The sequence below is a fragment of the Acidovorax sp. Leaf73 genome, from assembly GCF_916855635.1.
In the GTDB taxonomy this organism is placed as follows: Bacteria; Pseudomonadota; Gammaproteobacteria; order Burkholderiales; family Burkholderiaceae_C; genus Acidovorax; species Acidovorax facilis.
The window spans coordinates 569,561-596,469 of record NZ_CAKASI010000002.1; the positions used below are offsets into that span (position 1 = coordinate 569,561).

A 26,909-nucleotide genomic window follows, 5' to 3' on the forward strand; every position below is an offset into this window, starting at 1 on the left:
CGCCCGCAAGGGCCTTCGCGACCCCGAAAAGAGGGTTGGCAGGCCCTTCGTACTGTCTGCGACGGAGCGCCTAGCCATCGGGGCCGTCTTGACCGCTCTTGGTGGTGTGCTGCACGGAGCTCAGGCACCGAGCAACGCCTATTCCATCAGTAAGTCAGTTCGAGAAACACCAGGTGGCCGCTGGCGGCCGGCCAGGTCTGTCCCACCACGCGTTCGCCATTGAACTCACCCGCAATGCTGCGCACGCCGCCCGCAGGCTTGACCTTGGCAGATGCAACACCTGCCCCAGCGGGCACACCAGCAGGTGCTGCGCCATCCAGCAGCATCTTGTCGCGTGCCGGGTCCAGGTAGCCGCGCGGGCGGGTCAGTGTCACCACGCTCTCGGCGCTTTTGTCGGCATCGGCCATGCGTTCTGCGCGCAGGTGGATGAGGTTGCTGCTGCGTGGAAAGCCGCTGCGGTAGATGTGGGTGGTGGCATAGCCGGGTGCGCTGATCACGAACTCGACGGGCGCGCCGTTGGGCACCGTCAGTGGTCCCCATTGGCCATCCGCACCCAAGGTCTTGCGCAGCAAGGCATTGCCCGCGCGGGCGCCCGTGGCGGGGTCGGTGGCATACACCTCCAGTTGCGCGCCCGCCAGGGGCAGGTTGTTGCTGAAGTTGCCGGTTTTGGGGTCGGCCGGGTCCACGCCCAGGCCGGTGACCTTGCCGTTGAGCACCACCTGCTTTTCAGCCGCAATGGTGGTGACCTGTGGTGCCTTGCCGGTGATGAAGCGGTAGGTGGCTTCAAACGCAGCGGGGGAGTACGACGTCTCGCGGTGGTCGATGCGCGGAATCACCACGTTGGTGGCGCCCTTGAGTTCGGGGCCTGCGGCGGTCACGTAGGTGGGCTTGCCTTTCTGGCCTATCCACAGACCGTCGGGCTGGGCGAACTTGTCGTTGTTGTCCGAGCGGATCGTCATCCATTTCACGGGGCCGCTCACCTCGTCGCCCGCCGCGTTCTTGGGAGCATTCAGGGCTTTGAGGAAAGGGCCCGTGCCCGAGAACTCGTTGCCTTCTCGGAACCCCGGTATCGCCCACACGCCGTGGTTGGGCGTGCCGCCGAGGATCGCGTGGCTCACCGTCTTGTCGCCGCCGCCGTTGTAGATGTAGTTGCGGATGGCGTTGCCGCCGCGCGAGTTGCCCACCAATACCACTTGGCTTGCACCCGTGGCCTTGAGCACCTTGTCCACTTCGGCCTTGAGGTAGGCCATGTGCTCTGCGGCCGAGGTGCGGCCCGCCTGGGGTTTGGCGTCCTCATCACGCGACAGGGGGTAGGGCACGTCAATGGCGTGCAGGCGTTCGCGCGGCCAGCCGTTCGATTCAAACCGCCACACGGTGGTTTGCCACAGTGCGGCGGTGTCGCCGTTGCCGTGCACAAAGACGATGGGCGGCGCTTCGGACAGGCTGGGACCCTTGGTGGCGCAACCGGCCAGGGCCACGGTAGCTGCTGCAGCGGTTGCCAGCAGAAGAGATCGGCGTTGCAGCCAGAATTTGTTGTTCATGAAGGTGTCTCCGACAAGAAAAAATGCCCGTGGATCGGTGAATCCACGAGCATGGCATGCGAGCGTTACATGGCTGCGTCAGTTCGCATCAGGCAAACACGCCTGCGGTGTCTTGCATGCGGGCGGACACTTCGCCCAGATGGTGCAGCGTGTCGCCAAAGGCCACTTCCAGCTGGGTGAGCTTCTTGAAATAGTGGCTCACGATGTACTCGTCCGTCACGCCGATGCCGCCATGCAGTTGCACGGCCTGCTGGCCCACAAAACGCATCGATTGGCCCAGTTGCACCTTGGCGCGCGCCATGGCGGCGCGGCGCTCGGCGGCAGGGGCGCCCAGCTTGAGGCTGGCGTAGTAGCTCATCGAGCGGGCCAGTTCCAGCTGCATCTTCATGTCGGCCACGCGGTGGCGCAGCGCCTGGAAGCTGGCGATGAACACGCCAAACTGCTTGCGCTGGTTCATGTATTCGACGGTGATGGCCACGGTCTTGTCCATCACGCCCACGGCTTCGGCGCAGGTGGCGGCGATGCCGGTGTCCACCGCCAGTTCCAGCGCGGCGAGGCCGTCGGTGGTGATGAGCGTGGCGGGGGCGTTGGTGAACTTCACCTCGGCGGCGCGGCTGCCGTCTTGTGTGACGTAGCCTTGGGTGGTCACGCCAGTGGCGGTGCGCTCGACCAGGAAGAGGGCGATCTTGCCGTCCAGTTGGGCAGGCACGATGAACGCATCGGCCTTGTCGCCGGCAGCTACTACGCTTTTGATAGCTGTCAGTGCATATCCATCTTGCGCTGGGGCCGCTTTTGCCTCGCAAGCATCCAGGCGGTATCGCGCCTTGCGCTCCTGCTGGGCCAGTACCACCAGGGCTTCACCACTGGCCACGCGGGGCAGCCAAGCCGATTGCACGTTGGCCGGTGCGTAGTGCGACAGCACGCTGCTGGTCATGAAGGCCTGGGCGATGGGCTCCAGAACGATGCCACGGCCCAGTTCCTCGGCCACCACCATGGCATCGATGGCGCCCTGGCCCATGCCGTCGTGCGCTTCGGGCACGGTGAGGGCGGTCAGGCCCAGCTCGGCCAGTTCGCCCCAGGCGGCGCGGTCGAAGCCGCCGGCAGCCACGGCGGCGCGGCGGCGCTCGAACGTGTAGCCCTTGTCCACCCACTTGCGCACGGCGTCGCGCAGTTGCTCCTGGTCGTCAGAAAAATCGAAATCCATGTTCTTGTCTCCTTAGCCCAGAACCGTCTGCGCGACGATGTTGCGTTGAACTTCATTGCTGCCACCGTAGATGGTGGTTTTGCGCAGGTTGAAGTAGGTGGACGCCAGCGGCGCGTTGGCAGCGACGCCGCCGGGGAAGTTGCCCTGCCAGCCCGCCTCCATGGCCTCTTCGATGAAGGGCATGGCAAAGGGGCCGGCGGCCAGCATCATCAGCTCGGCGTAGCGCTGCTGGATCTCGCTGCCCTTGATCTTGAGCAGACCCGCGATGTCGAGCGAGTTCTTGCCCGACTTCTCGGCCGACAGCACGCGCAGCACCAGCATTTCCAGCGCGACGATGTCCACTTCGAGCAGTGCGATCTGGTCGCGGAAGCGCAGGTCATCCCACACGCCTTCGGTCTTGGCGATGCGCTTCAAGCGCTCCAGCTCGCGCTTGCTGCGGTTCACGTCGGCGATGTTGGTACGTTCGTGGCTCAGCAGGTGCTTGGCGTAGGTCCAGCCCTTGTTCTCTTCGCCGATCAGGTTTTCGGCGGGCACTTCGACGTTGTCGAAGAACACTTCGTTCACCTCGCATTCGCCGTCCAGCAGCTTGATGGGGCGTACGGTGACGCCCTTGGACTTCATGTCGAGCAGCAGGAAGGAGATGCCGGTCTGGGGCTTGCCCTCGGTGCTGGTGCGCACCAGGTTGAACATCCAGTCGCCATGCTGGCCCAGGGTGGTCCAGGTCTTTTGGCCGTTGACGATGTATTTGTCGCCCACGCGTTCGGCGCGGGTCTTGACGCTGGCCAGGTCAGAACCCGATCCGGGTTCGCTGTAGCCCTGGCTCCACCAGACTTCGCCGCTGGCGATGCCAGGCAAAAAGCGCTTTTGCTGCTCGGCGTTGCCAAACGCCATGATCACCGGGGCCACCATCACCGGGCCAAACGGCACGATACGGGGCGCACCGGCCAGGGCGCATTCTTCTTCAAACAGGTGCTTTTGCACGGCCGTCCAGCCGGGGCCGCCAAACTCCTTGGGCCAGCCGAAGCCCAGCCAGCCTTTCTTGCCCAGGATCTTGGCCCAGCCCTGCAGATCGTCGCGGGTCAGGCGCAGGGCGTTGTGGACCTTGTGCGAAATTTCTTTCGGTAGATTAGCTTGAACCCAGGCGCGAATTTCTTCGCGGAACGCCTGTTCTTCGGGGGTGAATGCGAGATCCATCGGTTTGTCTCCAAGTGATCCGCATTTGTAGCACGGTCGTTCGTTTTAGTCCTGTCCGGGTGGCGACATCGGCGCGGAGTCTGGGGAAATGCCCAGTTCAGAACACAGCCGCTGCACCGTGGTGCGCAGGTTGGCCACCTCTGTCTCCAGTGCGTCCACCCGCGCTTGCAGTGCGGCAGACGTGCCGGTGCTGCCACCGCCGCCACTGCTGGGGGCTGAAACACCGGCGCTGGTGTCTACAGGGCCACACATCAGATGCGCCCAACGCTGCTCGCGGGCACCCGGCGCGCGGGGCAACTGCACGACCAGCGGGCCGCCCTTTTCGGCGCTGCGCTCCTGGAGTTCGTCCAGAAATGCCTCGACCGACGAAATGTCGGCAAAGCGGTACCAGCGCTCGGCGTTGATGCGCAGTTCACCCGCCGTCTGCGGGCCGCGCAGCATGAGCAGGCCGAGCAGCACGGCCGACTGCTCGGGCACGCCCACGCCGCGCTGAAAGTTGTGTTCCCAGCGTGTGGTGCGGTTGCCGCTGCTCTCAAACGCCAGCGTCAGCAGCTTGAGCGAATCCAGCGCTTCCTGCGCCTCGGCGTCACTCAGGTTCATCACCGGGTCGCGGCTGGTTTTCTGGTTGCAGCCGGTGACCAGGCCGTTGAGCGACATGGGGTAGCTGTCGGGCACGGTGCGGGCCTTCTCCATCAGCGTGGCGAGCACGCGGGCTTCGTGGGGGGTGAGGGGGCGGGTGGCGGGATCGAAGGGCATGAGGAGGCTGTCGGGCTTGGGGTTGGCGCTGCGTTGTGCGACAGAGTATGCAGGCTAGGCGCCCAGCGCAAGCTGCCCTGGCTGTGCAGCGAGCATGGGCAACGCCGCCTGCGTGCTCTGTCGCACAACCCTTCGGGCCGCCGCCTGGGGCCGCCATGCTGCGTTGCGGGTTCGTTGTGTGGCTGGGCCACACGGCCTCACCCGCGCCTTGCCTGGCACCCCCAGGCGGTGGCGCAGAGCCAACCCCATGCTCGACAGCCTCCTAGATAATCCGTGGCAATTTATGAAGAACATCGTCATTCTGATCTCTGGCGGCGGCTCCAACATGGCCACCATCGTGCGTACCGCACAACAGGAGCACTGGGAGGAGCGCTACGGCGCCCGCGTCGCGGCCGTCATCAGCAACAAGCCCGATGCCGCCGGGCTGGTGTTTGCGCGGGAGCAGGGCATCACCGCCGAGGCGCTGGACCACAAGGCCTTTGCCAGCCGCGACGCGTTTGACACTGAATTGGCCGCCACCATTGACCGCCACCAGCCCGCCCTGGTCGTGCTGGCCGGGTTCATGCGCATCCTCACCCCGGGTTTTGTGGCGCACTACGCGGGGCGGCTTATCAATATCCACCCCTCGCTGCTCCCCGCTTTTACCGGGCTGCACACGCACCAGCGCGCCATCGATGCAGGCTGCAAGTTTGCGGGCGTAACGGTGCACCAGGTGACGGCCGAGCTGGATGTGGGCCCCATCCTGGACCAGGCCGTGGTGCCGGTGCTGCCGGGCGACACGGCCGAGACGCTCGCGGCCCGGGTGCTGACGCAGGAGCACGTGATCTACCCCCGGGCCGTGCGGGCGCTGATTCAGGCCTTGTAGCCCACAGGCTGATCGGTTTGGGAGCGTCCGGCTTTCGCCCCCACAGGCCTTGGTGAGCTCAGGGGGTATATTTTTGCTATTAAATTAGTAGCTAACTGCGCTTGTCCATGAAGCGATAGAGCCTGTTTTTATTCGTATTTTCTGCTGCCGGATGGCTCCGAGATCCCGGCGCACGCAGTTCGTCAACTGACGGGCGAATCGCACTGCGTGGCCAGAAAACCTGCGGCTGGTGGCAAGCCAGCCCCTTCCTTTTGATCAGGCCATTGCGCTCAGGCTACCGGTGCTAGCGGGCGAATTCCAGTCATTGGCGGCCATTGCGTACTGCTGGCGCGCAAAGTCGGCCAGCCGCGCCAGGTCGTTGCGTTGGCTGGTGTCCGATGTCGATGCCTGGCTGGGGGGCTGCTGGAGCTGGCTGGTCAACTGGTCGATGAAAGTCTTGGATTCGCTGGCGCTGATGCTGGCGTCGCCATCGGTGTCGATGGCGTTGAACAGCGCGGTGATCGCGTCCTGCTCCACGCTGCTGGTGCTGCCAGCCAGCCGTTCTGTCAGCGAGACCTCACCATCCTTGTTGGTGTCCAGGGCGTCGTAGGTGGTGGTGCTGTCGGCGGAAGCACTTGCACCACCTGGGCCTCCGGGTGGTGGTGGCATGCCGCCCATGGCCTGCATGCCGCCGCCTGCTTCACCCGCCGCGCCGGAAGGGCGGCCCGCGTCGAATTCGGCTTGGGTCAGGCTGCCGTCGCCGTCTGCATCCAGTTGACTGAACACGTCGTCACTGCTGACGCCCGCTTGGCTCGCCGTGCCGCCCGACATCGCCTCCAGCAGGGCCTGCAGCTCGGTCTTGCTCACGGCGCCATCGCCGTCGCTGTCCACCTTGCCAAAGAGGTCGTCGCCCGCCTGGCCGGTGGCGGTGTCGCTGTCGCCCCGCGACTGGGCAAAAGCCATGGTGGACGGTGGCGGGGGCAACACGCTTTGCATCGTCTTGCCCAGCTCGTCAGCGTTCAGGTTGCCGTCCCCATTGCTGTCGTACCGCTTGACCAGGTCTGCAGCGCTGGTCTGGCTGCTGACGCCGGATTTTTTGGCCACATCGTCCAGAAGGCCCTGCAGTTCGGTGTCACTCACGCCGCCGTTGCCGTCGGTATCGATTTTGGACAGCAGCCGCTCCGGCGTGGGCGCCGGGCGTGATGCCCTCTGCACACTTGCACTGGACCAGGCACTGCTGACGCTACTAATGGTCGTCATCGTCGTTCCTTTCGCTCCAAGGGTGGGTCGGTGCCTGGTCCCCCAAAACGGAAGCCCTCAGCCATGGCCCGTAACCATTCTTGGTTGTGCGTGTCTCCGGGGTTTGTCTGCTTTGTACCAAGGTCGATACAAAGGGCGTCCACAAGGACCGAACAATGGCGGAAATGCCCGCCAGATCGTCGCCAGCGGTGGTTTGTAGCTGCCTAAACTTGGGTGTTCTTTTGCACGACAGAGCCCATGCAACACATCCTGGTGGTGGACGACGATGTGGAGATCACCACACTGCTCACCGAATACCTCGCCCGCTTTGGCCACGCCGCCCACGCGGCGTGTGATGCGGCGTCGATGCGCGCGCAGATGCTCGCGCACCCCATCGGCTTGGTGGTGCTGGATGTGATGCTGCCCGGCACCGACGGCATCACCCTCGCGCGGGAGCTGCGTGAACGATCCCGGGTGCCGATCATCATGCTCACCGCCCGCGCAAACCCCTACGACTGCGTGCTGGGGCTGGAGATGGGGGCTGACGACTACATGGGCAAACCCTTCGAGCCGCGCGAGCTGGTGGCCCGCATCCAGACCGTGCTGCGCCGCACGCGCGGCGAGAGCGCCCCGGCCCGCCAGGAGCCCGACGGGCTGGTGCGCTTTGATGGCTGGACCCTGCACAGCATCGAGCGGCACCTGGTATCCCCACAGGGTGTGGTGGTGCCGCTGTCGAACGCCGAATTTCGCCTGCTCTGCACCTTCTTGCGCATGCCGCGCCGCGTTTTCAGCCGCGACCAGCTCATGGAGCAGGCGCGAGGCCGGGCCATGGACGCATTCGAGCGCAGCATCGATCTGCTGGTCTCGCGCCTGCGCAGCAAGCTCTCGGACGACCCGCGCTCGCCCTCAATGATCCGCACTGTGCGGGGCGCTGGTTACGTGTTCAACGTGCAGTCGCTGCAGGGGCAGGTGGGATGGCCGCATTGATGGTTGCGCGCTGGCCTGCGGCGCTGCAGCGCAGGCTGCCTGACACCCTTTTTGGCCGGCTCGCGCTGCTGCTTATCGTGGCCGTCATCGTGAGCCATGTGCTGGCGCTGACTTTGATGTTTGAACTGCGCCCCGCGCACCCCGGGCACCCGCCTGGCCCGCAGCCCCCCGGGGTGGCAGCCGATGGGCACTCTTTGCGGTTGCCGCCGCCGGGGCCGGAGCAGGGCTTGTGGAATGCCCCGCTATCGCTGCAACTGGGGCTGCTGCTCGACATCAGCGTGCGGCTGGCGGCGCTGGTGGCCGTGGCCTGGTGGGCGGCACGCTGGCTGTCGCGCCCCATGCACCGGCTGGCCACGGCGGCGCAAGAGTTGGGCCGCGATATCGACCGCCCCCCGCTGCCCGAGGACGGCACGCTGGAATGCCGCGACGCCAGCCGTGTATTCAACCAGATGCAGGCGCGCATCCGCCAGCAGTTGGCCGAGCGCGACCGGTTTGTGGCGGCGGTGTCGCATGACCTGCGCACGCCGCTGACCCGGCTGCGCCTGCGCACCGAATGCCTGGACGATAGCCACGCGCAGCAGCTGTTTCGCCGCGACATTGCAGAGATGGACGCCATGATCGCCTCCACGCTGGACTACCTGCGCGGCGTGGCCGGCGCCGAGGCCTGGGTGCTGCTGGATGTGCAGGCCCTGGTGGACAGCATGGCCGACGACCAACTCGCCATGGGCCATCGGGTCACGGTGGCGGGGCAGGCGGCCCCGCTGCTGGTGCAGGCCGTGGCGCTGCGGCGCTGTCTGGATAACCTGGTGGGCAACGCGATTCGCTATGGCGGCAGTGCCGAGGTCACGCTGCACGATGCGGTTGATGCGCTGACCATCGAGGTGCGCGATCATGGCCCCGGTTTGCCTGCCGAAGAGCTGGAGCGGGTCATGGAGCCGTTCTACCGCATCGAGGCCTCGCGCAACCGCCAGAGTGGCGGGGCCGGGCTGGGGCTCACCATTGCCAGCGATATCGTGCGGCGGCACGGAGGGAGGCTGGCCTTGCGCAATGCTGCGGGCGGTGGTTTGGTGGCAGCAGCCATTTTTCCGCGCACTGCGGCGTGAGCCCACCGGGCTCAGCCCGCTGGGGTTTCATCCCCGCATTTCTCGAACCGTGGCCGCATCACGCCGTCGATGAGCACCTGCTCTTCAAACATGGCGGCGGGTCGCACCCACAGCCCACGCTGGCCATAGAGCGCGCGGTACAGCGTCATGGGCTCCAGCGTTTCGCTGTGGCGCACGGTATCAATCACCTCGTAGAGCATGCCCTTGTAGTGGCGGTACAGGCCGGGCGGTGTGCGAATGAGTGCTGGCAGGTCGTCGTCGGTCATGGTGGTGGGTGTGGGGTCGTGAGTGGTTAGGATGGCGGTTGAAAACAACCCAAGAGTGAGGGAAGCCCGTGGATCAGGCAGATTTTGTGCATCTGGTGCGCATGAGCGAGCATGCCAGTGCTGACAACAGCCGCGCATACCGCCGCAGTGTGGCCGTGTTTGCGGCGCTGGGCTATGCCTGGGTGCTGGGGTGCCTGGGACTTGCCGCAGGCATTGTGCTGTGGGTGGTGCCGCAGATGTTGCAGGGGAAGTTTCGCTTTGCCATGGTGTGGCTGCTGCTGGGGGCTGCGGGCCTGCTGTGGGTCAGCCTGCGGGCGCTGTGGGTGCGTTTTGACGCGCCTGAGGGCGTGGAGATCACGGCGCTGGAGGCACCGGAGCTTTTTGAGGCGCTGGAGCGCATCCGCCGCAAGATCAAGGGCCCGCCCATCCACAAGGTCACGTTGAACGACGAGTTCAATGCGAGCATCCAGCAGCTGCCCAAGTACGGCCTGCTGGGTGGCGCCGTTAACCACCTGAGCATCGGGCTGCCTTTGCTGATGGCGTTGGACCGGCCGCGTTTTCTCGCCGTGCTGGCACACGAGTACGGCCACTTGCGCGGCGACCATGGCCGGTTTGCGGCCTGGATCTATCGCACCCGCCTGTCGTGGATGCGCCTGAACCACAGTCTGGCCGACGACGAAGGCCCGGTGGCCGCGGCCACGCAGGCGTTCATGCGCTGGTACTTTCCGCGCTTTTCGGCCAAGACGTTTGCGCTTGCCCGCCAGGACGAATACGAGGCCGACCGCATTGCGGGCAAGCTGCTGGGCCGTGATGTGACCGCCGCCGCCCTGGCCGAGATCGAGATCCGGGGCGCAGCGTTGCAGGCAGAGTTCTGGGGCAACCACTGGTGCGGTGCCGCTGGCAATCCGCTGCCGGTGGGGCCATATCGCAGCATGCGCCGTTTCCTGGCCGAGGCCCCGGATGCCGCTTTTGCCAACGACGCACTGCGCCAAGCGCTCAAGCGCCTGAGCAGTGTGGACGACACCCACCCCGGCTTGCGGGACCGCATCGAAGCGCTGGATGCCACGCCCACACTGCCCGACTGGTCGCGTGGCAATGCCTTGACCCTGCTGGGCGATGAGGCCAAACGGTGGGTCAAACACTTCGACAAACAATGGTGCCGCGACAACGCTACGGAGTGGAAGCAGCACCACGCGTGGCTGGAACGTGTGCGCGCACGCGCCCAGGCGCTGCAGGCTTCCATCGCTCAGAACAGTGCGGCTGAGCTGGTGGAGCTGGCCCGCCTCAAGCGCCATCTGGACCCCCGTGCCGATGTGCGTGCCTTGTATGAGCTGGCGCTGGAGTGCAGCCCCGAGTACGCGCCCGCCCTGTGTGGACTGGTGCCTTGCCTGCCCGAGGACGATCGCGAAGGCAAGCTTCTGCTGCTGCACCGGGTGTGGGAAGCGGGCAGCAACGACCGCTACTGGGCCGCGCGCACCGCGCTGGCCGAGCTGGAAACTCCCCGCATGGGCATGGAGCATGATGCGGCGGCCTTCAAACAGTGGCGCAAGCGGCTGGAGCGCGCGCAGGAATCCGAAGAGCGCGCCTGGGAAGAGCTGTCGGGCACCTCCTTCTTCAGCCAGATCACGCGTCACGACCTGAGCCCCTTCGAACTGGCCGAGCTGCAATCGGAACTGGCCCGCTGTGCGCCCCTTGCCCGCTGCTGGCTAGTGCGCAAGAACCTGCGCGAGCATCCGCAGCGCCGTGCGTACCTGATCTTTGTCGAGCTGCCGGGGATGGACGATGAAAGCCGTTACCACCTGTGCCGCGCCCTGGAGCGCAATCTGAGCCTTCCCGGCCCCGCGCTGGCGCTGTGGGCGGGTGAATCGCCCAGCCTGAAGGAGATTCAGCGCTATGCGTTTGATCCGGTCTACACGCGTTGACAAACCGAACGGATCGATGCGGATCGTTTGAAGGAGCCTTGTGGTTGGCTGTGGATCAGACCACAGTGGGACAATCGGGGGATGCATCCCAAAGTTCTTCTCGACGCCTGTGCCGAATTGGTCAGGCTCACCCTCACGTTTGAACACCCCGCCGATGCGGTGGTGTCACGATTCTTCCGCGATAACCGGGGCCTGGGCCCCCGCGAGCGGGCCACCCTGGCCGAAACGGTCTACACCGTGCTGCGCAAGAAGCTCCTGTTCGACCACATGGCGCCCTCGGGCTCGGGACCCAAGGAGCGCCGTCTGGCCATCCTGGGGTTTTACGGCCCGCGCGACTTCCTCAAGAGCGCACTGACCGACCAGGAAAAGAACTGGCTGGACCAGTGCGATGCGGTCACGGTCGATGACCTGATGGAGCGCCACCGTCACAACCTGCCCGAATGGCTGGTGAAGCCCCTCAAGGACCAGCTGGGCGACGGCTTCTGGCCGCTGGTGGAAAGCCTGGCGCAGAGCGCCCCGCTGGATTTGCGCGTCAATGCCCTCAAAGACAAGCGTGCCGACGTACAAAAGGAGCTCGCCAAGGCCGGTATCAAGGCCAGCCCCACGCCGTATTCGCCCTGGGGCCTGCGCATTGACGACAAGCCTGCGCTGACCAAGCTGGATGCGTTCACGCGCGGTGCCATCGAGGTGCAGGATGAAGGCTCGCAGTTGCTGGCCCTGCTGCTTGACGCCAAGCGCGGCGAGATGGTGGTGGATTTTTGCGCAGGTGCAGGTGGAAAGACCCTGGCCATCGGCGCGGGCATGCGCAGCACCGGGCGCCTGTATGCGTTTGATGTCTCGGCGCACCGCCTGGATGCTCTGAAACCGCGCCTGGCCCGCAGCGGCCTGTCGAACGTGCACCCCGCCGCCATTGCCCACGAGCGCGATGACCGCGTCAAGCGGCTGGCGGGCAAGATAGACCGCGTGCTGGTCGATGCTCCGTGCTCGGGCCTGGGGACTCTGCGGCGGAACCCGGACCTCAAATGGCGCCAGTCGCCCAAAGCCATCGAAGAGCTGGTGGCCAAACAGACCGCCATTCTGGACAGCGCAGCGCGCCTGCTCAAGTCCGGCGGCCGTCTGGTGTATGCCACCTGCAGCATCCTGCCGCAGGAAAACGAGGCCATCGCAGAGGCATTCAGCGCATCGCACCCGGACTTTGAACTGCTCGACGCGGGCGAACTGCTGGAGCAGCTCAAGGTGGAGGGGGCCAAGGCGCTGTGCAGCGGTGGTGAGTCGGGCAGTGGTTATTTGCGCCTGTGGCCCCATGTGCACCAAACGGATGGGTTCTTTGCCGCAATCTGGTCCAAAAAGGCCTGACTTGGCCTTCTAAAGGCGCTAAATCAGCGTAAATACCATGGATACCCCCGAACCTATTTCGCGGGTACCACTCTAAAATCAGGTAACCGGTCCGTTGGCGAACGGTTTCTCTGTAGAAGTAAGGCTTTCTGAATATGCTGTTACCCGATTGGGCTGTACTGAACGCTGCCATTGACTGGCTGGGCCATGGGTTGTGGAACCTGGCCTGGTGGCAGATCATTCTGTACACCCTGGCGACGACCCACATCACCATTGCGGCGGTCACGATTTTCCTGCACCGCGCGCAGGCGCACCGCGCGCTGGACTTGCACGCCATCCCTTCGCACTTTTTCCGCTTCTGGCTGTGGATCGGTACGGGCATGGTCACCAAGGAATGGGTCGCCATCCACCGCAAACACCACGCCAAGTGCGAAACCGTGGACGACCCCCACAGCCCCCAGACCCGTGGGCTGGACACCGTGATGTGGCGTGGCGCCGAGCTGTACCGCGCCGAGTCCAAGAACCAGGAGACGATGAAGAAGTTCGGCCACGGCACGCCCGATGACTGGATGGAGCGCAACGTCTACACCCGTTACGGCTGGCAGGGTGTGGGCCTCATGCTGATCCTGAACCTTGCACTGTTCGGCGCTCTGGGCGCCGCAGTGTGGGCGGTGCAGATGCTCTGGATTCCGTTCTGGGCGGCGGGGGTGGTCAACGGTGTGGGCCACTACTGGGGCTACCGCAACTTTGAGGCGCAGGATGCCAGCACCAACCTCTCGCCCTGGGGCATCATCATTGGCGGCGAAGAGCTGCATAACAACCATCACACCTATCCCACGTCGGCCAAGTTCTCGGTCAAGCCGTATGAGTTCGACATCGGCTGGGTCTACATCACGCTGATGAAGAAGATTGGCTGGGCCACGGTCAAGAAGGTGCCGCCCAAGCTGCAGTTGGGTGACGTCAAGCCTGTAGCCGATGAAAAGACGCTGGAGGCCCTGATTGCCAACCGCTATGAGGTGATGGCTGGCTATGCGCGTGGCGTGCGCCAGGCCTGCAAGGACGAAATCGCAGCGCTCAAGGCACGCAATGCCGATGCCTCGGTGCTCCAGGCCGCCAAGCGCTGGCTGCACCGTGATGCCGAGAAGGTGCCGGCCATCGCATTGCCGCAACTGGCCCAGGCCCGTGCCGCGCACCCCGCGCTCGACAAGATGGTCACCATGCGCGAAGAGCTGCGCCAGCTGTGGCTCAACACCTCGCAATCGCGCGAGCAGCTTACCGCGGACCTGCAAGCCTGGTGCCGCCGCGCGGAAGAAAGCGGTATAGCCGCCCTGCGTGAGTTCTCGCTGCGGCTGCGTGCGGCGCAGGCCTGAAGCGGGCCGCGCATTGTCCAAGGCCTTGCCCTCTGGCAAGGCCTTTTTCTTTGGTGCATCGGTTACCGCATTGCGGGCACCTTGCCAAAAGTGCGGTTCTTTGCGGTTCTGTCCCGGCCTGCGAAGGCCGAGCGCAGCAGGTGCCGTACTTGGTGCCAAAGCCCCGGCCTGGGAGTGCCTTCGATCACCTGGATCTCAGAGCGGCAGTGCAGGGCGTTGCCCACCTGCACCCAGGCGGCCTTGGTGTTCCAGCCCTCGGGCAGATGTTCGCCCGCCCCAAGCCGCATTTGCGGCAGAGTGTGCAACGCGTGCCCGAAGTCTCGTGGAGCAAAGCGAAGTGACACCTCTCCCTGAGTGGTGTGCACTGCGCTGCCGGGCGGCAGGCACAGCCATAGGCTCTGGCCGGGTGTGAGGCCCAAGGTGACTGCGGCCGATGGGGTTGTGGGCGGGATGGTGGTTGGATTGCGCTGTGGCATGGTGCGGGGCTCCTGAAGGAAGGGCTGCTGTGAGGCTGTAGCGTAAAAAAAGCAGCGTTGCCCCGGCAGGTACACGGCGGTGCAGGAACGGGTAGAACAGCGCAGATTACTGGCGTGCTGTTATGGTCCGATCTGTGCGTTCCTGTATCTGTACCCGCAGAGAGGGCTCTGGCACGATGCGCCTCTAGGCTTCTGAGCCTGCGCCACGGCTCGGCAGCAGTACCCCATACCCGCCATGTCACATTCTTCCGATTCGCGGGATGCCCCGCTCTACCGCCAACTGGCAGCTTTGTACGAACAGGCCATAGCCGCTGGCAGCCTGACGCCTGGCATGCGCATGCCGTCGGTGAGGGAGCTGTGCCAGCGGCACCAAGTGAGCCTGACTACCGCGCTGCAGGTGTTGCGGCATCTCGAATCCCTGGGCTGCGTGGAGGCGCGCGAGCGGGTGGGCTACTTTGTGCGGGAGCCGGGCGATGTGGCGTTGCCCCGGGCGCGCGAGCCCGAGTTGCACGAGCCGCTGGCCCACGACCCGCGGGTGTTTGCGGGCATCAACGAGCGCATTTCCGGTTTTCTCGAAAAAGCCCGCCGCGCAGGCCCGCTGCCGCTGGACTTGGGCAGCGCCATGCCCGCGCCAAGCCTGTTTGATGCGGCAGCGCTCAACCGCCTGGCCCATGGCCTGTTGCGCGAGCAACCCGACGTCCTGGTGTACGGCCCATCCGCGCCCACCACCCACCCCGAATTCCAGCAGGCCATGGCCCGGCATGCGCTCACCTTCGGCGTGTGTGTCGCGCCGGCCGATATTGGCGCAACGCTTGGCAACTCCGAAGCGGTGAACCTGGCGCTGGACGCCGTCGCCGAGCCGGGCGACGTGATCGCCGTCGAATCGCCCACCTTCTTTGGCATCCTGCAGGCCATCGAGGTGCGCGGGCTGCGCGCGCTGGAGATCCCCTGCAGCCCGCACACCGGCATGTCGCTTGAAGCCCTGGAACTGGCTGCGCGCAACGAGCCACGGCTCAAGGGTGTCGTGGTGGTGCCCCACCTGCAGATGCCGCAGGGAAGCGTGATGCCCGATGCGCACAAGGAGCGACTGGTGGCTCTGTGCGTGGAGCATGGCTTAGCCCTCATCGAGGACGACATCTACCGGGAGTTCGTGGAGTCGCCGCACGTGCTGCGGCCCGCCAAGGCCTGGGACCGGCAGGGCGATGCCGGGCAGGTGATCTATTGCGCATCGCTCAGCAAGAGCTTTGCACCCGGCTTGCGCCAGGGCTGGATGAGCGCGGGGCGCTGGCAGGCCCGTGTGCAGATGATCAAGTTCGCTCGCACGCGCAACATGCAGACCTGGTCGCAGCTGCTAGCGGCGCGCAGTGTGGACTCTCCGGCCTACGAGCGCCACATGCGCCGCATGCGGGCGCAGCTGCGCATCCAGCGAGAACAGGCGGCGAGGGCCGTAGCGCGCTACTTTCCCATGGGCACACGCCTGAGCCTGCCGCCGGGTGGCCTGAGCCTGTGGCTGGAGCTGCCGGTCGGCATCTCTTCCACGCGCCTGTACGACGAGGCGCTGCAAAACGGTATCCGTGTGGCCCCGGGCCCCATGTTCTCAAACACCGGGCGGTATGAGCACTTCTTGCGGCTGAGCTGTGGGATGCCGTTCACGGCCGAAGTGGAGGCGGGCTACCGCACGCTGGGCGCCTTGCTGGCTGCGCAGATGGCCGAGTTGCCCGTGCCGCGCAAGGTTGCTTGAGCAAAGAGTCTGGGTGAAAGGTCTGCGCAGCAGGCATAAAAAAACCGCCCTGGACGGGCGGTTTTTTTTGGGGAACGGACCGAATTACTTCAGCTTCATTTCCTTGTATTCCACATGCTTGCGAGCTTTTGGATCAAATTTCATGATCAGCATTTTCTCGGGCATGGTCTTCTTGTTCTTGGTCGTGGTGTAGAAGTGGCCGGTACCCGCAGTGGATTCCAGCTTGATCTTGTCGCGTCCGCCTTTGCTTGCCATGGTGCTTCTCCTTAAGCCTGACCACGTGCGCGCAGGTCTGCGAGCACCGAGTCGATACCGTTCTTGTCGATCAAACGCAGGGCAGCGCTCGAAACGCGCAGGCGAACCCAGCGATTTTCGGTCTCGACCCAGAAACGGCGGTATTGCAGGTTCGGCAGGAACCGGCGCTTGGTTTTGTTGTTGGCGTGGGAAACGTTGTTCCCGACCATGGGCTTCTTGCCCGTTACGTCGCAGACGCGTGCCATGAGGACACTCCGATACTTTTTAACGGCCGTTCGCTGGGCCCTGGGCTTGCGTGCCCAGGTTGGCTTGCGGCCTCACCTCGCCAGAAAGGGTGGCGGTAACCCGATTGATTTGCCTGTTTCGGAGGACCGCAAAAACGGGCCGAATTCAGCAAAGCCGCAGATTATAGCCTGCTGCCCAGTTTTTAATCAAGACTCTTGTTCCAGGAAGCGCTGGGCGTCCAGTGCCGCCATGCAGCCCGTGCCCGCGCTGGTGATCGCTTGGCGGTACACATGGTCCTGCACATCGCCTGCGGCAAACACGCCGGGCACGCTGGTCTGGGTGGCAAAACCCTTGAGGCCGCCCTGGGTGATGATGTAGCCGTTCTCCATCTCCAGCTGGCCTTGGAATATTTCGGTGTTGGGCGCGTGGCCGATGGCGATGAAGCAGCCCTGCAGCTTGATGTCTTCCGTGCTTCCGTCCTTGGTGCTCTTGATGCGGATGCCCGTCACGCCCGTGTTGTCGCCCAGCACTTCGTCGAGCGTGTGAAACAGCTTGAGCTCGATCTTGCCGGCCGCGACTTTTTCGTTGAGCTTGTCCACCAGGATGGGCTCGGCCTTGAACTTGTCGCGTCGGTGCACCAGGGTGACCTTGCGGGCGATGTTCGACAGGTACAGCGCTTCTTCTACCGCCGTATTGCCGCCACCGACCACGCAGACGTCCTGCTCGCGGTAGAAGAAGCCGTCGCAGGTGGCGCAGCCCGACACACCCTTGCCCATGAAGGCCTCTTCCGAAGGCAGGCCCAGGTACTTGGCCGATGCGCCAGTGGCCAGAATCAGCGCATCGCAGGTGTAGGTGCCGCTGTCGCCGGTGAGGGTGAAGGGGCGCTGGCTGAAATCGACCTTGTTGATGTGGTCAAAGATGATCTGGGTCTTGAAGCGCTCGGCGTGCTCCAGAAAGCGCTGCATCAGCTCCGGCCCCTGCACGCCATGCACGTCGGCCGGCCAGTTGTCCACCTCGGTCGTGGTCATCAGCTGGCCACCCTGGGCCATGCCGGTGATGAGCACCGGGTTCAGGTTGGCGCGGGCCGCATAGACGGCCGCCGTGTAGCCCGCAGGGCCCGAGCCGAGAATCAGAACTTTCGCGTGTTGGGTGGTGGACATGGTAAAAGCCTGTGTTTTGCGCCTGCTACATGCGGCGCTGTTGGGGTAGCTGGGGGTTGAACTGGCAAGTATCAACCGTGCACCGCTCACGCGAGCGGTCCCTTTTTCAATCACGGCGATTGTAAGAACCCATTGATACCCCTTGCACAACCCGTGCGGCTCCGGTTGGGTCGCTCTAGAGAGGAGTTTTCATGTCGACGATGTTGTCCAACCTGGACCTGCTGCGCCGGGTGCCCTTGTTCTCGCTGCTCACGGTGGCCCAGGCCGAGGTGATCAGTGGTGCGGTGATCAAGCGCCGCTTCAAGCGTGGCGAGGCGCTGGTGGAGCAAGGGCAAAAATCCAACGCCCTGTTCATCCTGCTCACGGGGCGCGCCCGCGTGATGACATCGGACAGCCGGGGGCGTGAGGTGATTTTGGCCACCCTCGCGCAGGGCGACTACCTCGGCGAGATGAGCATCATCGACAACGAACCCCACTCGGCCACGGTGCGTGCCGAGGTGCAGACCGATGTGCTCATGCTCGGGCGCGCAGAGTTCGCGCGTTGCCTCACAGAGAACGCCTCCATGTCGCTGGTGGTGATGCGGGGGCTGGTCAAGCGTCTGCGCCATGCCGACCGCAAGATTGAGTCACTGGCGTTGCTGGATGTGTATGGGCGTGTGGCCCATGCCCTGCTGGACTTTGCGGTGCCCGACGCTCAGGGCCAGTTGGTGATCAAAGACAAAATCTCCCGGCAGGACCTGGCCAAGATGGTGGGCGCCTCCCGCGAGATGGTCAGCCGCGTGATGAAAGATTTGGAAGAGCGTGGCTTTATCGAGGCATTGCCCAGTGGCGCCACTGTGCTCAAGGACCGATTGAACGCGTTGAGTTAGCAACGCTTCAGCCCGGGTGTCATGCCCGGGGGCTTGCGGTAAGCTCGCCCGGCACGCTTATGACCTATTCCCTCAATACCCTGAATGCATCGGCTGCGGCGAAGTCGCCGCCGCGTACGGGCGCTGCCCGTTTTGGCCACGAAATTGGCCTGATGGTGGGGCTGCTGGCCCTGGTTTTCTGGTTGCTGGCCCTGCTGAGCTATTCCGCGCAGGATGCCGCTTGGTCCACCTCGGGCGCCCGGGGTGGGCGTTTGGTCGCCAACTGGGCAGGCCGGTTTGGTGCGTGGCTGGCCGATGGCAGCTACTTTGCACTGGGTTTTTCGGTGTGGTGGTGTGTGGCGGCCGGTGTGCGGGCCTGGTTGTCGTCGCTGGCGCGGTGGATGCGCGGCGGCGAATCGGCCCCGGGCGCGGTAAGCCCGATGCGCAGGCGGGCCATGTTCTGGGTGGGGCTGGTGGTGCTGATGTGTGCCAGCACTGCGCTGGAGTGGTCGCGCCTGTACCGGTTTGAAGCGTTCCTGCCGGGGCATGCTGGTGGCGTGCTGGGCTACATCACGGGGCCTGCCAGTGTGAAGTGGCTGGGTTTTACGGGCTCGGGCCTGCTGGCGATCGTGCTGGCTGTGCTGGGGGCGGCGCTGGTGTTCCGTTTCTCCTGGGGCCATGTCGCGGAAATTGTGGGAGGGCGCATCGACGCATTGGTGCAGTCGCGCCTGGCCAAGCGCGAAGTGGCCAAGGATGTGGCTGTGGGCCGCAAGGCCGCGCGCGAGCGTGAAGTGGTGGTGCTGGAGGAGCGCACCGAGAGCGAGGTGCACCACCCCCAACCGATCCAGATCATCGAACCCGTGCTGGTAGATGTGCCGCAGAGCACCCGCGTGGTGAAGGAGCGCCAGAAGCCGCTGTTCACCGAGATGCCCGACAGCAAGCTGCCACTGGTGGACCTGCTCGATGGCCCGCTGCAGCGCCAGGAAACCGTGGCGCCCGAGACGCTGGAGATGACCAGCCGCCTCATCGAGAAAAAGCTCAAGGACTTTGGCGTGGAAGTACGCGTGGTCGCGGCCATGCCCGGCCCGGTGATCACGCGCTACGAAATCGAGCCCGCCACGGGCGTGAAGGGCTCGCAGATTGTGGGCTTGGCCAAGGACCTGGCGCGTTCGCTGAGCCTGGTGTCGATCCGCGTGGTGGAGACCATCCCCGGCAAGAATTTCATGGCGCTGGAGCTGCCCAACGCCAAGCGGCAGTCCATCCGCCTGTCAGAAATCCTAGGCTCGCAGGTTTACCACGAGGCCAAGAGCATGCTCACCATGGGCCTGGGCAAGGACATCGTGGGCAACCCGGTGGTGGCAGACCTTGCCAAGATGCCGCACGTGCTGGTGGCGGGTACCACAGGCTCGGGCAAGTCGGTGGGGATCAACGCGATGATCCTTTCGCTGCTGTACAAGGCCGAGGCGCGCGATGTGCGCCTGCTGATGATCGACCCCAAGATGCTGGAAATGTCGGTGTACGAAGGCATCCCGCACCTGCTGGCCCCGGTGGTCACCGACATGAAACAGGCCGCCCACGGCCTGAACTGGTGCGTGGCCGAGATGGAGCGGCGCTACAAGCTCATGTCCAAGCTGGGCGTGCGCAACCTCGCGGGCTACAACGTCAAGATCGATGAAGCCAAGGCGCGCGAGGAGTTCATCTACAACCCCTTCAGCCTGACGCCCGAAGAGCCCGAGCCGCTGCAGCGCCTGCCGCACATCGTGGTCATCATCGACGAGCTTGCCGACCTGATGATGGTCGTGGGCAAGAAGATCGAAGAGCTGATCGCCCGCCTGGCGCAGAAGGCGCGCGCGGCGGGCATCCACCTGATCCTGGCCACGCAGCGCCCCAGTGTGGATGTGATCACCGGCCTGATCAAGGCCAACATTCCTACCCGCATTGCGTTCTCGGTGGGCTCCAAGATCGACAGCCGCACCATCCTCGACCAGATGGGCGCCGAGGCATTGCTGGGCATGGGCGACATGCTCTACATGGCCAGCGGCACGGGCCTGCCGATCCGGGTGCATGGCGCCTTTGTGTCGGACGAAGAAGTACACCGTGTCGTCAGTTATCTCAAGGAACAAGGGGAGCCGGACTACATAGAAGGCGTGCTCGAAGGTGGAACTGTGGATGGCGAGGGTGATCTGTCAGGGGAGGGCGGTGGTGGCGAAGGGGGCGAGAAGGACCCCATGTACGACCAGGCCGTCGAAGTGGTGCTCAAGGACCGCAAGGCCAGCATCTCGTACGTGCAGCGCAAGCTGCGCATTGGCTACAACCGCTCGGCGCGGCTGCTGGAAGACATGGAAAAGGCGGGCCTTGTGAGTGGCCTGACCACCAGCGGCCAGCGCGAAGTGCTGGTTCCCGCGCGCAGCGAATGACAAGGGCAGGGCGATGCGCCCAGCCCGTGCCCCACAGGAGTTCCTTTTGAAAAAGACCGTTACTGCAATTTTGATAGCTGCCAGCGCAACGCTGGCAAGCGCTGATGGCTTGAAAAGCCTTGAATCTTTCATGAAGGGCGCACAAACGGGCAAGGCGGATTTCACGCAGACCGTGACTTCGCCCCCCAAGGACGGCCGGACCGCGCGCACCAAGACATCAAGCGGCAGTTTTGAATTCCAGCGCCCCGGGCGTTTCAAGTTCGTCTACAAGAAACCCTTCGAGCAGACCATCGTGGCCGATGGCCAGACCCTGTGGCTGTACGACGTGGACCTGAACCAGGTCACCCAGCGTTCGCAGTCACAGGCGCTGGGTAGCACGCCCGCCGCGCTGCTCGCATCGGCCCCCGACCTGTCGGCGCTCAAGGCCGAGTTCACGCTCGAAGCAGCGCCTGAGCAGGATGGCCTGCAGTGGGTGCTGGCCAGCCCCAAGACCAAGGATGGTCAGCTCAAGAGCGTGCGCGTGGGTTTTGCGGGTGAGCAACTAGCGGCCCTCGACATTCTGGACAGCTTTGGCCAGCGCTCCCTGATTCGTTTCAATGGCATGCAGGCCAACGCAGCGCTGCCCGCCAGCACCTTCCAGTTCAAGCCGCCCGCTGGAGCGGATGTGGTGAAACAGTAAGTTGCTGCGAAAAAGATAGCTGCCAGCGCTTATCAGATAAGCGCTAGAGGTCAATTTGGCTTAAAAACCAGCGTGATGTAGACAGGATACGAACATGGCAGCACGCAGTGCCTCCGCAGCACCTTCCCAGGCCCACCCCTCGGCCCACCAGCCCTTGGCCGAGCGCCTGCGGCCCCGCACGCTGGGCGAGGTGATCGGGCAGCAGCATGTGCTGGGCCCGGGCATGCCGCTGCGACTCGCGTTCGAATCGGGCCGCCCGCACAGCTGCATCCTCTGGGGCCCGCCGGGTGTGGGCAAGACGACCATCGCACGGCTCATGGCCGATGCCTTTGACGCGCAGTTCATCAGCATCAGTGCCGTGCTGGGCGGGGTCAAGGACATCCGCGAAGCGGTCGAACGTGCCGAGGCCGCGCGTGATGGTCTGATGCAGCAGCGCACGATCGTCTTCGTGGATGAAGTGCACCGCTTCAACAAGAGCCAGCAAGATGCCTTCTTGCCGCATGTGGAGAGCGGGTTGTTTACCTTCATTGGTGCGACCACCGAAAACCCGTCGTTCGAGGTGAACTCGGCGCTGCTATCCCGCGCCGCCGTGTACGTGCTGCAGCCGCTGTCCGAACAGGATTTGAAGCAAATAGTGGCTCTGGCGAAGGCGGAGAAAGCGCTGCCAGCTATCGAAGATGTAGCAATCGACCGCCTGGTGGCCTATGCCGATGGCGATGCCCGCAGATTGCTCAACACACTCGAAACCCTGGCCATGGCGGCCACGCAGGAGAAGCTGTCCGAGATCACCGACACCTGGCTGCTCAAGGTGCTGGGTGAGCGCATGCGCCGCTATGACAAGGGCGGCGAGCAGTTCTACGACACCATCAGCGCGCTGCACAAGTCGGTGCGCGGCTCCGACCCCGATGCCGCGCTGTACTGGCTGGTGCGCATGCTCGACGGCGGTGCCGACCCGCGCTACATGGCGCGCCGCCTGGTGCGCATGGCCAGCGAGGACATCGGCCTGGCCGACCCGCGTGCGCTGCGCCTCGCGCTGGACGCGACCGAGGTGTACGAGCGCCTGGGCAGCCCCGAGGGTGAGCTGGCCCTGGCCGAATGTGTGGTGTACCTGGCCGTGGCGCCCAAGTCCAACGCGGTCTACAAGGCCTACAACGCAGCCCGCGCCTGGGTGAAGCAGGACGGCACCCGCCCCGTGCCCATGCACCTGCGCAACGCACCAACACAGCTCATGAAACAGCTCGACTACGGCAAGGGCTACCGCTACGCGCACGACGAAGAGGGCGGCTTCGCCGCAGGCGAAAACTACCTGCCCGAGGGCATGCCGGAGCCCGGTTTTTACGCGCCGGTGGAGCGCGGGCTCGAAATCAAGATTGCACAGAAATTGCGTGAGCTGCGTGCGCGCAATGTTTCAGCCGATCTGGAGGATGGGCCGGACGAAAAGTCCTGAACCTCTGCCCATGGGAGGCGCACCCCGCGTCATGCTGATTTGGCATGAAGCTGGTAATAAGTTTGCACATCAATTTTCCTGCTTGCATCATGTGAGCTTATGGATTGCGTTGCCCGCTGATGTGCCGCCAACCCGAGGGAAAACCCCGCCCGGCTTGGTGGGGGCCGCTTGTGACTACTCGCTACAATCCCGTCCACAAACCCGCACAGCTGCACTTCTGGCGGGTTTTTTGCTAGATGGCAGTCGGGCCCACAAGGCTGTACCGATTCCGGTGCCAAAGCGGTGGGTACGTTACAAACGAAGGACTTCTCTTATGGACATTTTGCTGCAACAGATCATCAACGGTCTGGTACTCGGCAGCATGTACGCCTTGATAGCCTTGGGCTACACGATGGTGTACGGCATTATTCAGCTGATCAATTTCGCCCACGGCGAAGTGCTCATGATCGGGGCTCTGACCAGTTGGAGCTGTATAGGAATGATGCAGGCTGCAATGCCTGGCGCCCCGGGCTGGCTCATCTTGCTGCTGGCCACCCTCATTGCCTGCGTGGTTGCCGCAACGCTCAATTTTGTGATCGAGAAGGTGGCCTACCGCCCTCTGCGCAACAGTCCTCGTCTCGCCCCCCTGATCACCGCCATCGGCATGTCGATCCTGCTGCAGACGCTGGCCATGATCATCTGGAAGCCCAACTACAAGCCCTATCCCACGATGTTGCCCAGCGCGCCGTTCGAGGTGGGTGGCGCTTACATCACCCCCACACAGATCCTGATCCTGGGCGTGACCGCTGTTGCCCTGGCCTCGCTGGTGTACCTGGTGAACCATACCAACCTGGGCCGCGCGATGCGCGCCACGGCTGAGAACCCCCGCGTTGCTTCCCTGATGGGCGTCAAGCCCGACATGGTGATTTCCGCCACCTTCATCATCGGCGCCATTCTGGCCGCCGTGGCCGGCATCATGTATGCCTCCAACTACGGCACGGCGCAGCACACCATGGGCTTCCTGCCGGGCCTCAAGGCCTTCACGGCGGCGGTGTTCGGCGGCATTGGCAACCTGGCCGGTGCCGTGGTGGGCGGCATTTTGCTGGGTCTCATCGAAGCCATCGGCTCGGGCTACATCGGCACGCTCACGGGCGGTCTGCTGGGCAGCCACTACACCGACATCTTTGCGTTCATCGTGCTCATCATCATCCTGACGCTGCGTCCTTCGGGCCTGCTGGGTGAGCGTGTGGCCGATCGCGCCTGAGGAGCCTTACACCATGAAGAACACCAAAACCAACTGGATCATCGGCGCCGTCGCGCTGCTGGTGCTGCCGCTGATCCTGCAATCCTTCGGCAACGCCTGGGTGCGCATTGCCGACCTGGCCCTGCTGTATGTGCTGCTGGCCCTGGGCCTGAACATCGTGGTGGGCTACGCCGGCTTGCTGGACCTGGGCTACGTGGCGTTCTACGCCGTGGGTGCCTACCTGTTTGCCTTGATGGCCTCGCCGCACCTTGCGGACAACTTTGCGGCGTTTGCCGCCATGTTCCCCAACGGCTTGCACACCTCGCTGTGGCTGGTGATACCGGTGGCGGCGTTACTGGCGGCGTTCTTCGGAGCGCTTCTGGGGGCGCCCACGCTCAAGTTGCGCGGGGACTACCTGGCCATCGTGACCTTGGGCTTCGGCGAAATCATCCGTATCTTCCTGAACAACCTGGACCACCCCGTCAACCTGACCAACGGCCCCAAGGGCCTGGGCCAGATCGACTCGGTCAAGATTTTTGGCCTGGACCTGGGCAAGCGCCTGGAGGTGTTCGGCTTTGATATCAGCTCCGTCACGCTGTACTACTACCTGTTCCTGGTTCTGGTGGTGATCTCCATCGTTATTTGCTATCGCCTGCAGGACTCACGCATCGGCCGCGCCTGGATGGCCATCCGTGAAGACGAAATCGCCGCCAAGGCGATGGGCATCAACACCCGCAACATGAAGCTGCTGGCCTTTGGCATGGGCGCTTCGTTTGGCGGCGTGTCGGGTGCGATGTTCGGTGCGTTCCAGGGCTTTGTGTCGCCCGAGTCGTTCAGCCTGATGGAGTCGGTCATGATCGTCGCCATGGTAGTGCTGGGCGGTATCGGCCACATTCCCGGCGTGATCCTGGGTGCCGTGCTGCTGTCGGCCTTGCCCGAAGTGCTGCGCTACGTGGCAGGCCCGCTGCAGGCCATGACGGACGGCCGTCTGGACTCCGCCATCCTGCGCCAGCTGCTGATCGCACTGGCCATGATCATCATCATGCTGATGCGTCCCCGTGGTCTGTGGCCAGCGCCCGACCATGGCAAGAGCCTCACGCAGAAGACCTGAACACCGCAGAAAGTTAGAACATGGCAGAGAACATTCAGAAATCAGCCAGCGACGTGGTGCTGCGGGTTGCAGGTATTTCCAAGCGTTTTGGTGGCCTGCAAGCCCTCTCCGACGTGGGCATCACCATCGAGCGTGGCCAGGTCTATGGCCTGATCGGTCCCAACGGCGCGGGCAAGACCACGTTCTTCAACGTGATCACCGGCCTGTACACCCCCGACAGCGGCACCTTTGAGCTCGCCGGCAAGCCCTACGAGCCCACGGCCGTGCATGAAGTGGCCAAGGCGGGCATTGCCCGCACCTTCCAGAACATCCGCCTGTTTGCAGAAATGACGGCGCTGGAAAATGTAATGGTGGGTCGCCACATCCGCACCAAGTCCGGCCTGCTGGGCGCGGTGCTGCGCACCAAGGGTTTCAAGGAAGAAGAGCTGGCCATTGCCAAGCGCGCGCAGGAACTGCTCGACTACGTGGGCATTGGCAAGTTCGCCGACTACAAGGCACGCACGCTGTCGTACGGCGACCAACGCCGCCTGGAGATCGCCCGCGCCCTGGCCACCGATCCGCAACTGATTGCGCTGGACGAGCCCGCAGCCGGCATGAACGCCACCGAAAAGGTGCTGCTGCGCGAGCTGATCGACCGCATCCGCAACGACAACCGCACCATCTTGCTCATCGAGCACGACGTGAAGCTGGTGATGGGCCTGTGCGACCGCGTGACGGTGCTCGACTACGGCAAGCAGATCGCCGAAGGTACGCCTGCCACCGTGCAGAAGAACGAAAAAGTGATTGAGGCCTATCTGGGCACCGGAGGACATTGAGAATGGCCGAAAAATCCAACAAGGTACTGCTGCAGGTCAAGGGCCTGAAAGTGGCCTACGGCGGTATCCAGGCCGTGAAGGGCGTGGACTTTGAAGTGCGCGAGGGAGAATTGGTTTCGCTGATTGGCTCCAACGGCGCTGGCAAGACCACCACCATGAAGGCCATCACCGGCACCCTGGGCATGAACGATGGCGACATCCATTACCTGGGTGAAAGCATCAAGGGCAAGGGCGCCTGGGATCTGGTGAAGAAGGGCCTTGTGATGGTGCCGGAAGGCCGGGGCGTGTTCGCCCGCATGACCATTACCGAGAACCTGCAGATGGGCGCCTACACGCGCCGCGACAAGGCAGGCATCCTGGCCGACATCGAAAAGATGTTCACCATCTTCCCGCGCCTGCGCGAACGCAAGGACCAGCTCGCTGGCACCATGTCGGGCGGCGAGCAGCAGATGCTGGCCATGGGTCGTGCGCTGATGAGCCAGCCCAAGGTGCTGCTGCTGGACGAGCCCTCCATGGGGCTGTCGCCCATCATGGTGGACAAGATCTTTGAAGTGGTGCGCGATGTGTACGCCCTGGGCGTCACCATTCTGCTGGTGGAGCAGAACGCGAGCCGGGCGCTGGCAATTGCCGACCGTGGCTACGTGATGGAGTCCGGCCTGATCACCATGGCCGGCCCCGGCCAGGAACTCCTGAACGATCCCAAGGTGCGCGCCGCCTACCTGGGCGAATAAGGCAACACCCCCGCCCGGCCC

25 protein-coding genes are annotated in these 26,909 nt (G+C 64.3%); 15 read left to right on the forward strand and 10 right to left on the reverse strand.

Annotated features, from left to right (window positions below; genetic code table 11):
* Positions 1-146: 146 nt before the first annotated feature.
* From LPA35_RS08965 to LPA35_RS08980, 4 genes are all read right to left on the reverse strand, one after another.
* Positions 147-1,541 carry an alpha/beta fold hydrolase gene (locus tag LPA35_RS08965; RefSeq protein ID WP_228896573.1) on the reverse strand — a complete coding sequence of 465 codons (1,395 nt, stop codon included), beginning with the start codon at positions 1,539-1,541 and terminating at the stop codon, positions 147-149.
* Between the two features lie 88 nt (positions 1,542-1,629).
* Positions 1,630-2,745, reverse strand: coding sequence for an acyl-CoA dehydrogenase family protein (locus tag LPA35_RS08970; RefSeq protein WP_228896576.1), 1,116 nt, complete (start codon positions 2,743-2,745; stop codon positions 1,630-1,632).
* Positions 2,746-2,757: 12 nt separating this feature from the next.
* On the reverse strand, positions 2,758-3,939 hold the full coding sequence (locus tag LPA35_RS08975; RefSeq protein ID WP_142147827.1) for an acyl-CoA dehydrogenase family protein: 1,182 nt from the start codon (positions 3,937-3,939) through the stop codon (positions 2,758-2,760).
* A 45-nt stretch (positions 3,940-3,984) separates the two neighbouring features.
* Complete coding sequence (locus LPA35_RS08980; protein ID WP_218300467.1) at positions 3,985-4,695, reverse strand: YceH family protein; 711 nt, start codon at positions 4,693-4,695, stop codon at positions 3,985-3,987.
* A gap of 283 nt (positions 4,696-4,978) precedes the next feature.
* Between LPA35_RS08980 and purN the strand changes: the two genes are divergently transcribed.
* Positions 4,979-5,560, forward strand: a complete 582-nt coding sequence (purN, locus tag LPA35_RS08985; RefSeq protein ID WP_228896577.1) for a phosphoribosylglycinamide formyltransferase — start codon at positions 4,979-4,981, stop codon at positions 5,558-5,560.
* A 255-nt stretch (positions 5,561-5,815) separates the two neighbouring features.
* Here purN and xopAW read toward each other — a convergent pair whose 3' ends face one another.
* Positions 5,816-6,799 carry a XopAW family type III secretion system calcium-binding effector gene (xopAW, locus tag LPA35_RS08990; protein ID WP_228896580.1) on the reverse strand — a complete coding sequence of 328 codons (984 nt, stop codon included), beginning with the start codon at positions 6,797-6,799 and terminating at the stop codon, positions 5,816-5,818.
* Positions 6,800-7,036: 237 nt separating this feature from the next.
* Between xopAW and LPA35_RS08995 the strand changes: the two genes are divergently transcribed.
* Positions 7,037-7,765 (forward strand): response regulator, encoded by a 729-nt coding sequence (locus LPA35_RS08995; protein WP_228896582.1) that lies wholly within the window; start codon positions 7,037-7,039, stop codon positions 7,763-7,765.
* Positions 7,753-8,868 carry an ATP-binding protein gene (locus tag LPA35_RS09000; RefSeq protein WP_228896583.1) on the forward strand — a complete coding sequence of 372 codons (1,116 nt, stop codon included), beginning with the start codon at positions 7,753-7,755 and terminating at the stop codon, positions 8,866-8,868. The genes LPA35_RS08995 and LPA35_RS09000 overlap by 13 nt, the downstream gene beginning before the upstream one ends.
* 11 nt (positions 8,869-8,879) lie before the next feature.
* Here LPA35_RS09000 and LPA35_RS09005 read toward each other — a convergent pair whose 3' ends face one another.
* On the reverse strand, positions 8,880-9,134 hold the full coding sequence (locus LPA35_RS09005) for a DUF1653 domain-containing protein (protein WP_228896585.1): 255 nt from the start codon (positions 9,132-9,134) through the stop codon (positions 8,880-8,882).
* A 68-nt stretch (positions 9,135-9,202) separates the two neighbouring features.
* Between LPA35_RS09005 and LPA35_RS09010 the strand changes: the two genes are divergently transcribed.
* The 3 genes from LPA35_RS09010 (at position 9,203) to LPA35_RS09020 (ending at position 13,761) form a co-directional block, all read left to right on the forward strand.
* Complete coding sequence (locus LPA35_RS09010; protein WP_228896587.1) at positions 9,203-11,056, forward strand: M48 family metallopeptidase; 1,854 nt, start codon at positions 9,203-9,205, stop codon at positions 11,054-11,056.
* A gap of 81 nt (positions 11,057-11,137) precedes the next feature.
* Positions 11,138-12,412, forward strand: coding sequence for an RsmB/NOP family class I SAM-dependent RNA methyltransferase (locus tag LPA35_RS09015; RefSeq protein WP_121420858.1), 1,275 nt, complete (start codon positions 11,138-11,140; stop codon positions 12,410-12,412).
* Positions 12,413-12,546: 134 nt separating this feature from the next.
* Positions 12,547-13,761, forward strand: a complete 1,215-nt coding sequence (locus tag LPA35_RS09020; RefSeq protein ID WP_228896589.1) for a fatty acid desaturase — start codon at positions 12,547-12,549, stop codon at positions 13,759-13,761.
* A gap of 62 nt (positions 13,762-13,823) precedes the next feature.
* Here the strand turns inward: LPA35_RS09020 and LPA35_RS09025 are convergent, their stop codons facing one another.
* Entirely contained in the window at positions 13,824-14,237 is a 414-nt protein-coding gene (locus LPA35_RS09025) for a hypothetical protein (protein ID WP_228896591.1), read from the reverse strand.
* A 235-nt stretch (positions 14,238-14,472) separates the two neighbouring features.
* Here LPA35_RS09025 and LPA35_RS09030 point away from each other — a divergent pair, with 235 nt between their 5' ends.
* Positions 14,473-15,978 carry a PLP-dependent aminotransferase family protein gene (locus LPA35_RS09030; protein WP_121505665.1) on the forward strand — a complete coding sequence of 502 codons (1,506 nt, stop codon included), beginning with the start codon at positions 14,473-14,475 and terminating at the stop codon, positions 15,976-15,978.
* Positions 15,979-16,062: 84 nt separating this feature from the next.
* Here LPA35_RS09030 and rpmG read toward each other — a convergent pair whose 3' ends face one another.
* From rpmG to trxB, 3 genes are all read right to left on the reverse strand, one after another.
* A complete protein-coding gene (gene rpmG, locus LPA35_RS09035) occupies positions 16,063-16,233 on the reverse strand; it encodes a 50S ribosomal protein L33 (RefSeq protein WP_008904999.1) in 171 nt (56 codons plus the stop codon).
* Positions 16,234-16,244: 11 nt separating this feature from the next.
* On the reverse strand, positions 16,245-16,478 hold the full coding sequence (rpmB, locus tag LPA35_RS09040; RefSeq protein WP_007859763.1) for a 50S ribosomal protein L28: 234 nt from the start codon (positions 16,476-16,478) through the stop codon (positions 16,245-16,247).
* A gap of 186 nt (positions 16,479-16,664) precedes the next feature.
* Positions 16,665-17,618, reverse strand: a complete 954-nt coding sequence (trxB, locus tag LPA35_RS09045) for a thioredoxin-disulfide reductase (protein WP_055403077.1) — start codon at positions 17,616-17,618, stop codon at positions 16,665-16,667.
* A 191-nt stretch (positions 17,619-17,809) separates the two neighbouring features.
* On the opposite strand from trxB, the gene LPA35_RS09050 reads away from it, so the two are divergent.
* The 8 genes from LPA35_RS09050 (at position 17,810) to LPA35_RS09085 (ending at position 26,888) form a co-directional block, all read left to right on the forward strand.
* A complete protein-coding gene (locus LPA35_RS09050; protein ID WP_121505666.1) occupies positions 17,810-18,487 on the forward strand; it encodes a Crp/Fnr family transcriptional regulator in 678 nt (225 codons plus the stop codon).
* Positions 18,488-18,546: 59 nt separating this feature from the next.
* On the forward strand, positions 18,547-20,883 hold the full coding sequence (locus tag LPA35_RS09055) for a DNA translocase FtsK (RefSeq protein WP_121420853.1): 2,337 nt from the start codon (positions 18,547-18,549) through the stop codon (positions 20,881-20,883).
* A 46-nt stretch (positions 20,884-20,929) separates the two neighbouring features.
* Positions 20,930-21,562, forward strand: coding sequence for an outer membrane lipoprotein chaperone LolA (lolA, locus tag LPA35_RS09060; protein WP_228896592.1), 633 nt, complete (start codon positions 20,930-20,932; stop codon positions 21,560-21,562).
* A 94-nt stretch (positions 21,563-21,656) separates the two neighbouring features.
* A complete protein-coding gene (locus LPA35_RS09065) occupies positions 21,657-23,009 on the forward strand; it encodes a replication-associated recombination protein A (protein WP_228896594.1) in 1,353 nt (450 codons plus the stop codon).
* A gap of 313 nt (positions 23,010-23,322) precedes the next feature.
* Positions 23,323-24,252 (forward strand): branched-chain amino acid ABC transporter permease, encoded by a 930-nt coding sequence (locus LPA35_RS09070; RefSeq protein WP_055403068.1) that lies wholly within the window; start codon positions 23,323-23,325, stop codon positions 24,250-24,252.
* A 13-nt stretch (positions 24,253-24,265) separates the two neighbouring features.
* Positions 24,266-25,342, forward strand: a complete 1,077-nt coding sequence (locus tag LPA35_RS09075; RefSeq protein ID WP_121505670.1) for an ABC transporter ATP-binding protein — start codon at positions 24,266-24,268, stop codon at positions 25,340-25,342.
* 20 nt (positions 25,343-25,362) lie between these two features.
* Complete coding sequence (locus LPA35_RS09080) at positions 25,363-26,157, forward strand: ABC transporter ATP-binding protein (protein WP_055403064.1); 795 nt, start codon at positions 25,363-25,365, stop codon at positions 26,155-26,157.
* Positions 26,158-26,159: 2 nt separating this feature from the next.
* Positions 26,160-26,888: an ABC transporter ATP-binding protein gene (locus LPA35_RS09085; protein WP_055403062.1), complete on the forward strand. Its 729-nt coding sequence runs from the start codon at positions 26,160-26,162 to the stop codon at positions 26,886-26,888.
* Positions 26,889-26,909: the final 21 nt, after the last annotated feature.